The organism is Burkholderia sp. Ax-1720, assembly GCF_011753035.1.
GTDB lineage: Bacteria > Pseudomonadota > Gammaproteobacteria > Burkholderiales > Burkholderiaceae > Burkholderia > Burkholderia gladioli.
In genome coordinates this window covers 1-2,341 of the sequence record NZ_VWWK01000368.1, presented here as the reverse complement: position 1 = coordinate 2,341, position 2,341 = coordinate 1, and the positions used below count along the sequence as shown (strand labels likewise).

3 protein-coding genes and 1 pseudogene are annotated in these 2,341 nt (G+C 74.0%); all 4 read left to right on the top strand.

What is annotated here, in order from left to right; translation table 11 throughout:
* Positions 1–1,041: FAD-dependent oxidoreductase (locus tag F3J18_RS36765; protein WP_166917049.1), on the top strand; the 1,041-nt coding region annotated here is incomplete at its 5' end.
* 27 nt (positions 1,042–1,068) lie between these two features.
* On the top strand, positions 1,069–1,266 hold the full coding sequence (gene thiS / locus F3J18_RS36760) for a sulfur carrier protein ThiS (RefSeq protein ID WP_166917047.1): 198 nt from the start codon (positions 1,069–1,071) through the stop codon (positions 1,264–1,266).
* A gap of 41 nt (positions 1,267–1,307) precedes the next feature.
* Positions 1,308–2,123 (top strand): thiazole synthase, encoded by an 816-nt coding sequence (locus F3J18_RS36755; RefSeq protein WP_013696418.1) that lies wholly within the window; start codon positions 1,308–1,310, stop codon positions 2,121–2,123.
* Positions 2,120–2,341 (top strand): annotated as a pseudogene (locus F3J18_RS36750) (thiamine phosphate synthase); the annotation flags it as partial. The gene F3J18_RS36755 and the pseudogene F3J18_RS36750, both read left to right, overlap by 4 nt.

The window sequence follows — 2,341 nt, the reverse complement described above, 5'->3', positions numbered from 1 at the left end:
GGCGACGCGGCCGGTACGGGCGCGGCCGCCTGGGTGGCCGCCGCGATGCTCGCGCCCCTGGCCGAGGCGGCCAGCGCCGAGCTGTTGATCACCGAGCTGGGCGCGACCTCGCTGGCGCGCTGGCCGCAGTGGCTGGCCGAGTTGCCCGAGCCGGTGTTCTTCCAGCACAACGGCACCCTGGTGGTCTGGCATCAGGCCGATCGCGCCGAGGCGCCCTTGTTCGAGCGGCGCGTGCGCGCCAACGCGCCGGCCGAGCTCGTCGACGGCGGCTTCGTCGCGCTGGCGGGAGCCCAGCTCGATGCGGCCGAACCGGCGCTGGCCGGGCGTTTCCCGCGCAGGCTGCTGCTGCCGCGCGAGGGCCAGCTCGACAACCGCCAGACGCTCGCCGCGCTCGCCGCTGGCCTGGCCGAGCGCGGCGTGCAGTGCCACTGGAACACCGCCGTTGAGCACGCGCCCGACCCTCGCGCGCGGCTCACCATCGATTGCCGCGGGCTCGGCGCCAAGCCGGTGCTGCCCGGCCTGCGCGGGATCCGCGGCGAGGTGGCGCGCGTGCGGGCGCCCGGCATCGATCTGGCGCGGCCGGTGCGCCTGCTGCATCCGCGTTATCCGCTCTACATCGCGCCGAAGCAGGACGATCTCTACGTGATCGGCGCGACCGAGGTCGAAGGCGAGGACATGTCGCCGGTCAGCGTGCGTTCCGCGCTCGAACTGCTGAGCGCGGCCTTCTCGGTGCATCCGGGCTTCGGCGAGGCGCGCATCCTCGAGCTCGGCACGCAGTGCCGGCCGACCTTGCCCGACCACCGGCCCGCGATCGCCTGGCGCGGCGAGGCCACGCTGGCCGTCAACGGCCTCTACCGGCACGGCTTCATGATCGCGCCCGAGGTCGCGCAGGCGGCCGTCGAGTTCGTCCAGGCCTGGTTCGGCGGCGCGCTCGGCAATGCCGGGCAGCCCGAGCCCGAGGCACTGGCCGCCTGGCGCGCGGCCGCGCGCTGGCCGGCGCTGTTCCGGACCGAGACCGATACGGCGCAGGCCCGGGCCTGACGCCGACCCACTTCCTACGATTGCCCCATGGACATCCAGATCAACCAGCAGACGCTGACGCTTCCCGACGGTGCCACCGTGGCCGACGCGCTCACCGCCTACCAGGCCAGGCCGCCGTTCGCGGTGGCCGTCAACGGCGCCTTCGTGGCGCGCGCGCGGCACGCCGCGCTCACGCTTGCGGCCGGCGACCGGCTCGACGTGGTGCACCCGGTGGCGGGCGGCTGAGCCCCGCCGACCCGCGCGACCGATTCTTACAGGACCTCCCCATGACGCCGCTTCCCACCACCGATGCGCTGACGCTGTACGGCACGCCGTTCCAGAGCCGCGTGCTGCTCGGCACCTCGCGCTATCCGTCGCTGCAATCGCTGTCGGACTCGATCGCCGCCTCGCTGCCCGGCATGGTCACCGTCGCGCTGCGCCGGCAGATGAACGCCGGCACCGCCGAGGCGGGCTTCTTCGACCTGCTCAAGCGCCACGCGGTGCCGCTGCTGCCGAACACGGCCGGCTGCCAGAGCGTCGCCGAGGCGGTCAACACCGCGCAGATGGCGCGCGAGGTGTTCGAGACCGACTGGATCAAGCTCGAGCTGATCGGCGACGACTACACGCTGCAGCCCGATCCGGTCGGCCTGATCGAGGCGGCCGGCCTGCTCGTGAAGGACGGTTTCAAGGTGCTGCCCTATTGCACCGAGGACCTGGTGATCGGCCGCCGCCTGCTCGACGCCGGCTGCGAGGCGCTGATGCCCTGGGGCGCGCCGATCGGCACCGGCAAGGGGGTGGTCAATCCCTATGGCCTGCGCGTGCTGCGCGAGCGGCTGCCCGACGTGCCGCTGATCGTCGACGCGGGGCTCGGCGTGCCCTCGCATGCCTGCCAGGTGATGGAATGGGGCTTCGACGGCGTGCTGCTGAACACGGCGGTATCGCAGGCCACGCATCCCGAGATCATGGCGCGCGCCTTCGCCCAGGCCGTCGAGGCGGGCCGCGCCGCCTTCCTGGGCGGGCCGATGGATCCGCGCGAAACCGCTCACGCGAGCACGCCGGTGGTCGGCATGCCGTTCTGGCACCAGGACGGGAGCGCGTCATGAGCCGCGGCGCCTCCACCCCCGCGCATTTCGCCGAGCTGTTCTGGCCGCCCGCCGACGAGCTCGCGGCGGCCGCCGAGCGGATCCGCGCGCGGCTCGGCGACTGGCCCGCCCGCGCCGCGCCGATGCGAATCTGCGTCGCGGCACCCGAACATCCGGCCGCGGGCGACCTGTTGATCGTCACCGCCGGCGATGCGGAGGCCGAGGCCGCGCGCGCCGCC